The sequence below is a fragment of the uncultured Proteiniphilum sp. genome, from assembly GCF_937873925.1.
In the GTDB taxonomy this organism is placed as follows: Bacteria; Bacteroidota; Bacteroidia; order Bacteroidales; family Dysgonomonadaceae; genus Proteiniphilum.
In genome coordinates, this window is record NZ_CALNAT010000014.1 from 1 (window position 1) to 6879 (window position 6879).

At 45.6% G+C, this 6879-nt stretch carries 10 protein-coding genes; 2 read left to right on the forward strand and 8 right to left on the reverse strand.

The genetic code is table 11. The annotated features are described in order from the left end of the window. Window positions 1-421 precede the first annotated feature (421 nt). The 8 genes from Q0502_RS01025 to Q0502_RS01060 all read right to left on the reverse strand — a co-directional run bounded on the left by Q0502_RS01025 (window position 422) and on the right by Q0502_RS01060 (window position 5379). A complete protein-coding gene (locus Q0502_RS01025) occupies window positions 422-733 on the reverse strand; it encodes a hypothetical protein (protein WP_298646114.1) in 312 nt (103 codons plus the stop codon). 25 nt (window positions 734-758) lie between these two features. Further along, complete coding sequence (locus Q0502_RS01030; RefSeq protein WP_298646116.1) at window positions 759-1568, reverse strand: HU family DNA-binding protein; 810 nt, start codon at window positions 1566-1568, stop codon at window positions 759-761. A gap of 48 nt (window positions 1569-1616) precedes the next feature. Then, window positions 1617-2915, reverse strand: coding sequence for a 30S ribosomal protein S12 methylthiotransferase RimO (rimO, locus tag Q0502_RS01035; RefSeq protein WP_298646118.1), 1299 nt, complete (start codon window positions 2913-2915; stop codon window positions 1617-1619). Between the two features lie 21 nt (window positions 2916-2936). Next, window positions 2937-3887: a signal recognition particle-docking protein FtsY gene (ftsY, locus tag Q0502_RS01040; protein ID WP_298646121.1), complete on the reverse strand. Its 951-nt coding sequence runs from the start codon at window positions 3885-3887 to the stop codon at window positions 2937-2939. 141 nt (window positions 3888-4028) lie between these two features. Continuing rightward, complete coding sequence (locus Q0502_RS01045) at window positions 4029-4190, reverse strand: DUF4295 domain-containing protein (protein WP_298646123.1); 162 nt, start codon at window positions 4188-4190, stop codon at window positions 4029-4031. A 13-nt stretch (window positions 4191-4203) separates the two neighbouring features. Further along, a complete protein-coding gene (gene rpmG / locus Q0502_RS01050) occupies window positions 4204-4392 on the reverse strand; it encodes a 50S ribosomal protein L33 (protein ID WP_298646124.1) in 189 nt (62 codons plus the stop codon). A 19-nt stretch (window positions 4393-4411) separates the two neighbouring features. Further along, window positions 4412-4651: a 50S ribosomal protein L28 gene (rpmB, locus tag Q0502_RS01055; RefSeq protein ID WP_298646126.1), complete on the reverse strand. Its 240-nt coding sequence runs from the start codon at window positions 4649-4651 to the stop codon at window positions 4412-4414. 185 nt (window positions 4652-4836) lie between these two features. Further along, entirely contained in the window at window positions 4837-5379 is a 543-nt protein-coding gene (locus Q0502_RS01060; protein ID WP_298646131.1) for a hypothetical protein, read from the reverse strand. Between the two features lie 216 nt (window positions 5380-5595). On the opposite strand from Q0502_RS01060, the gene Q0502_RS01065 reads away from it, so the two are divergent. Continuing rightward, window positions 5596-6300 carry a tetratricopeptide repeat protein gene (locus tag Q0502_RS01065; protein ID WP_298646133.1) on the forward strand — a complete coding sequence of 235 codons (705 nt, stop codon included), beginning with the start codon at window positions 5596-5598 and terminating at the stop codon, window positions 6298-6300. A 6-nt stretch (window positions 6301-6306) separates the two neighbouring features. Continuing rightward, window positions 6307-6798 (forward strand): 6,7-dimethyl-8-ribityllumazine synthase, encoded by a 492-nt coding sequence (gene ribH, locus Q0502_RS01070; protein ID WP_298646135.1) that lies wholly within the window; start codon window positions 6307-6309, stop codon window positions 6796-6798. Window positions 6799-6879: the final 81 nt, after the last annotated feature.

A 6879-nucleotide genomic window follows, 5' to 3' on the forward strand; every position in this document is an offset into this window, starting at 1 on the left:
CTGGATGGTATACCGCATCGGATCACCGTTGCCGGGCCTCTCCGTCGCTGAAGTACATGCTGCAAAGAAAATCAGCAGCAACAATAAAATAAAAGAATTTGTTTTTGTCATACTGAATAAAGATTTGAATATTGAATATAATGATAACAGCAAAAATAATGGCAATTAGTATAAATCCGTCGCTGCTTCCATAATGTTTAAATTCTTTCCGATAAATAGATACTTCTTATTTCTGATTGTTTTACTTTCCTTAGATTCACTTCAATTTTTATTTCATCCTCCAACAAAATATGAAAGGTCAACTCTTGCATCGTGATTCCGTTGAGGGTAAATTTGTCAAAACAAATCGCTATTATTTTTATAGACCATGAATTCGGGACGAAAAAGAAATTTGGACTTCTATTATGAATGGACGCATGTTCTAAAACTTCTTCAAAACCTCATTTCCAAGAGATTTGGCTTTGGCTATCGATTGTGGGTCTGCCGCGTCAATGGAATATGTCGACCTGTCGGGAAGAAGCAACTCCGTTCCCGAGGGGACTCTATTGGGATTATGAATTTTGTTCCTGTTCTCTAAATAAATATACACCCAAAATTCCCTGTTTCCAAACAGATCCAGTGCCAGCAATCGTAATGTCTTCCCTGCTGGAAGAACTGTCTTCTCCGGTTCCTTTTTGGGGAGTGTTGCAACCGGTTCTACTTCGGAAGGTGGTACAACCGGTTGGGCATACAAGGCGGGATCATCCTGCCGGATTATGCTATTTTTCCCTATTATCTCCGCTTTCCCTGTCCCTGTCTCCTTTGAAAAAAAAAAGTGATGCCACTATAATGGCTATCCCTCCCGCTATCGGGATCCAAACAGGCGATGTTCTTTTATTGCTTCTCGCTCCCCGACGGGAGGAGCGATATTGGGGCGGGGATTCTTTCATACCGGCCAGTGCAGTTCGTCCCGTCGACTTCGTTTGTACTGCAAATTCCAGCGGTCCTGTAATTTCCGGGGGAACGGCAGGCTCTGATTCTTCGGCAACCGCCTCAAATCCCTCCCATTCTATCTCTGCCGGTATTCCGGATTCCGGACTTGCTTCCGGCGGGGAAGTATGTCCCGGCGAATAACTTTCTTCTTCCTGCGGATGCTGATATTCGGGGGTTCTGCTTTCCTCTTCCGGTTCTCCCGCCACTATTTCCGGGATATCGGGGAACTGCACGCTTTCATTCAAAAGCGTCGGTTCAAACTGTGAGAAAGAATTGTTCATATCATTATACAACCCCTCATCCGGCGTAAAATCACAATAGCGCGCCGGATCATTTTCATCCAATTCGCACAGGGCCTCAAAAACGACCTCTACGGCAGGCGGCATCAAATGCCGTTCTTTGGTTTTCGGATTCACTAAGATGTATTCCGGCTGAATACCGGTTTTTAGAGTACCGAAATCATCGATAACCACCGCATTATTCATCTTTAATTCCGTACTTACCACTTCCAGGATCGTCTCAATGAGACCGGTCACTTTTTCTTCCGGCCATTCAAGCCGTTTGGCTACTTCAGCAATAAGGTCATCGTGGGTCATATCAGCTAAAATGTTATGCAATTAAAATCCCAATTTCTAAATCCCAAATCAAACATTCACCGTTCCCAACAGATCGAAAGGCATTGCCGCATAAATTTTCACATCGTAGAACCGGCCGATCTCCAACGCCCTTTTCTTATCGATCAATACCTCTCCATCCACTTCCGGGGAGTCAAATTCAGTGCGACCGACATAATACTCGGTATCTTCCCGGTCGACAATCACTTTCAGGACCTCATCTATTTTCGCTTCATTCACCGACAGGGCGATGCCCTCCTGGAGGGCCATCAGCCTGTTCATTCTTTCCTGTTTCACTCCTGCAGGCACATTGTCGGAATAATGCCGGTAGCTATGGGTGCCTTCCTCGTGCGAATAGGGAAATGCACCAAGCCTTTCAAACCGGGTTTCCCGCACAAAATCAATCAGTTCCAGGTAATCCTCTTTTGTTTCACCCGGGTGTCCTACCATCATCGTGGTACGAAGATGGATACCGGGCACCTCCTCACGGAAACGCCGGATCATATCGATAGTCTGTTGTTTGGTAATATTACGCCGCATTGTTTTCAGCATATGATCACTGATATGTTGCAGCGCGATATCGAGATAGTTGCAGACATTATCCCGTTCACGTATCACCCGTAACAAGTCGGTCGGAAAATGCGCAGGATAGGCGTAATGGAGGCGGATCCATTCCACCCCTTCAATATCGGAAACCCGCTCCACCAGTCCGGGCAGCTCCATTCGCCCGTATAAGTCGAGTCCGTAATAGGTAAGATCCTGTGCGATAAATTGGAATTCTTTCACCCCTTTACCCACCAGATGACGGATCTCTTCTTCGATCTCCTCAACGGGGCGCGACTTGTATTTTCCGGTGATCAAGGGTATAGAGCAATAAGAACAGGTCCTGTCGCATCCTTCCGATATTTTCACATAGGCGTAATGGGAGGGGGTCGATAACGAGCGGTCAAACTCCCATTCTTTATAATAGGATTTACCCAAATCAGTGATAAGGCCTTTCCAGTCGAATTTACCGTAAAACTTGTCCACCTCGGGGATTTCCTCCGACAGTTCATTTCTGTATCTTTCTGACAAACAACCCATCACAAATAGTTTTTTGAGTTTGTTCCGTTTTTTCGCTTCTGCAAAGGAGAGGATCATATTGATCGATTCTTCCTTCGCATCGCCAATAAAGCCACAGGTATTGATCACGGCAATATCGCCGCACGGTGTTTGAGGGTCATGCTCCACAGTATATCCGTTGGCAACCAGTTGCCGCATCAGCAATTCCGAATCCACAAGATTTTTGGAGCAACCGAGCGTAACGACATCTATCCTATTGTTAACCATATATTTTAGCCTTCAATGCCTTCATTCTCCAAACAGGGAATCTACAAATTCTTTTCTTCGGAACACCTGCAGATCTTCCATTCCTTCGCCCAGACCGATATACTTCACCGGGATCCTGAACTGATCGGAAATACCGATCACTACTCCCCCTTTGGCGGTTCCGTCAAGTTTGGTAATGGCCAGCGCCGTCACTTCCGTTGCAGCCGTGAACTGCTTGGCCTGTTCAAAGGCATTTTGGCCGGTGGAACCGTCAAGAACGAGAAGCACCTCATGGGGAGCGTCGGGAACAATCTTTCCCATCACATTCTTGATCTTGGTCAGTTCATTCATGAGATTGATCTTGTTGTGCAGGCGGCCGGCCGTATCGATGATCACCACATCGGCATTATGCGCCTTGGCCGAATTGACCGCGTCGTATGCCACCGAAGCAGGGTCGGAACCCATTTTCTGCTTGATCACCGGCACACCTGCCCGCTCTCCCCAGATATCGAGCTGTTCCACCGCTGCCGCGCGAAACGTATCGGCAGCCAGATAAACGGAGTATCCTTTCTGCTTGAACTGGTAAGCCAGTTTGCCTATGGTAGTTGTTTTTCCCACACCGTTTACGCCTACCACCATGATTACATAAGGTTTTTGCCCTTCTGAAAGGGAGAATTCCGACAGGTCCTCGGTATTATTTTCGGTCAGGAGCCGGGCGATCTCCTCACGGAGCATGGCGGTCAACTCATCTGTTCCCACATATTTATCCCTGGCTACGCGCTCTTCTATCCGGTCGATAATCTTGAGAGTCGTATCCACCCCCACATCAGAGGTAACCAATACCTCCTCCAGGTCGTCGAGCAGATCATCGTCGATTTTCGACTTACCGGCAACGGCACGTGTGATCTTCGAAAAAAAATTCTCCTTCGTTTTTTCGAGACCCTTTTCCAGTGTCTCTTTTTTCCCTTTTGTGAATCTGTCAAAAAAGCCCATAGAACAATTATTAAGGTACTTTTGATTATTTACCTGTACACTCCGACAGGCAATCCGCACAATCTGCAAAGCTACAAAATAGTCAATAAAAAACTTCCCTGCGTTTGGGCACAGGGAAGCATTTATATATTTTTAACAGATTTATTTCGAAAAGTAATCTTTCACCTGATCGTTCAGGATCATCTCTTCTTTGAAACTGTACGCACCGGTCTCGGGCGATTTTACCATTTTGATTACTTTGGTATGACTGCGCCCTGTAGTTGTATTTTTGTCACGGAATCCCGCCACTGCTTTCTTTGCCATAGTCTATCTTGTTTTACTTGATTTCTTTGTGAACAGTCATTCTCTTGAGGATAGGATTGTATTTTTTCAATTCCAGCCGTTCTGTAGTATTCTTTCTGTTCTTGGTGGTGATATACCTTGAAGTACCGGGCAGACCGCTTTCCTTATGCTCAGTGCATTCCATAATCACCTGTATCCTGTTTCCTTTTACCTTTTTTGCCATTGCTGCTTCCTCCCTCTCATTAAGCGTTTAAATATCCATTTGCAGCGGCTTTTTTCAAGGCTGCATCCAAACCAATCTTATTGATGGTGCGCAAACCGGATGCCGATATGTTCAGGCTGATCCAGCAATCTTCTTCCACCCAATAGAATTTCTTTCTGAACAAATTGACGTTAAATATACGTTTCGTTTTCCGGTTGGAATGAGAAACGTTGTTGCCAACCATTGCTCTTTTACCTGTTATTTGACAAATCTTAGACATTGCTATATAATGTATTGTATATTATTATTCACGCCTATAGAATTCACCGGAAGACAATTTCCCGATAAATCAGGGCGCAAAATTAAGCATATAATTTCAATTTACCAAAGCTTTCTCCAAATTAATTTTCAAAGAGATGAATGGATAAACCGATCATGTCCAATTGCATGACTGTGGAGGATTTGTTAAAACAGTCCCGATACCTCTTTATACAGATCATTCAGAAACGAGAGCGTAGCTTTTCGTGTGCTACTCCTCATTTGCCCCTCTTCACCCAAAGCACTCACCGCCTGGTCGGTAATGGTCTGCTCGGCTGTAATAACCTTCGGGAAAGACGATGCTCCCTGTTTCGGCGCGCCCTGGTAGGTAATATCCCTTACCACCAATATGCACCCGGCATTGGCTACGGAGAGGTCGAACCGGTAATTCATCACTGTTTTCTCCGGCACACCCGCCAGCTCGGTTTTTGCACTTACCGTGGCCGATTGGTTTTTATCGTCGAAGCGAATGCCCGACACCAACGGACTGCCGGCATATTTATTTTTTACCCATTTTTGCAGGACGGCATATTTCTGATTTGCCGAAAGTTCCTGATCCGTGAGTATGAACTGCTCAAAAACCACCTTCCCGTTCACCACCGGCACGGTAGTGAAACCGGCATCCACCTGCCCCGCCATACGGGACAGCCCGATTATCAACATGCTTACAACCAGTATATACTTCTTCATATTAAATCCATTTAGAACAAAGAGAAAAGAGCAAAGAATAAAGACTTTGAATGTCGAATTCAATACTCCAACTCCCGATTAGACTACAAACCTACGAAAAAGATTAAAAACAGCCATCTACTTTTACAAAAAACAGGCCTTGAAATTTTATTTATCACTTAAAAACCATTACTTTTGCATCTCGAAAAATTAAACGTAACATTTTTTCAGTAAAATATGTCTGCTAAAAAAACAAAAGAATCGAAGGCCGAAAAGAATTTCGAAAATATCGGGGAAGCACTTACCACTTCCGAACAGTTCCTCGAAAAGAATCAGAAGACCATTGTAACAGGGTTGCTGATAGTGATCGCGGTCGTGGGCGCTTTCCTCGCCTACCACTATTTACATAAGACGCCCCGTAACGAGAAGGCGCAAGCCGCTATTTTCAAGGGTGAACGCTATTTTCAGAACGGTGAAGATTCTCTCGCCCTTTTCGGCAACGGCAACGATTATATCGGGTTTGAATCTGTGATAGATCGGTATAAAGGCACCAGAACGGCCGACCTTGCGCATGCCTATGCAGGAATTTCCTATAGTCGGATAGGCAATAATGAGAAAGCACTGGAGCACCTGAAAAAGTTCAAAGGAGGGGATCTCCTGGTCACCCCCGCTGTTACCGGCGCCCTAGGCGATGTATATATGAATATGGGGCAGACCGACCAAGCAATTTCCAACTTTCTCAAGGCAGCCAAAGAAGCCGATAACGAGATGCTCAGCCCCCTCTACTACAAAAAAGCGGGAGAGGCATACCTGAGTAAAGCCGACTATGATAAAGCGATTGAGATTTTCACCCAAATTAAAGAGACCTATCTCAACGCTCCCGAATCACGGGAAGCGGACAAATTTATCCAGCAGGCTCTTTTCCTGAAAGAAAATAACTAAACAGTCATGGCTACAGCATTGAATAACCTCTCGTCGTACGATCCCACGGTGGTTCCCGACGGGAAAGGAAAACGGATAGGCATCGTGGTGTCCGACTGGAACTCATCCGTAACCAGCAGTCTACTGCGCGGAGCAACCGACACACTCCTGAAATTCGGCCTTGCGGGTGATGATATTATTATTGAACACGTACCGGGAAGTTTCGAACTGACCTACGCTGCAAAGGTAATGATCGAAAAAGCGGAGGTGGACAGCGTCATCATTCTGGGATGTGTTATTCAGGGAGAGACACCGCACTTCACCTTTGTTTGCAACAGTGTAACGGAAGGTACTACCCAGCTCAACCTAAAGTACGATGTACCGGTAATTTTCGGCCTTCTTACCACCAACACGCTGGATCAGGCAAAAGCCAGATCAGGAGGCAGGCATGGTAATAAAGGCGACGAAGCGGCCATCACCGCTTTAAAAATGATGGAACTTCAGTCAAAATACAAATAATTGTATTAAATTTGCACCTGCAAATACCGGGCAGTTACCAGAGTGGCCAAATGGGGCTGACTGTAACTCAGCTGGCTTACG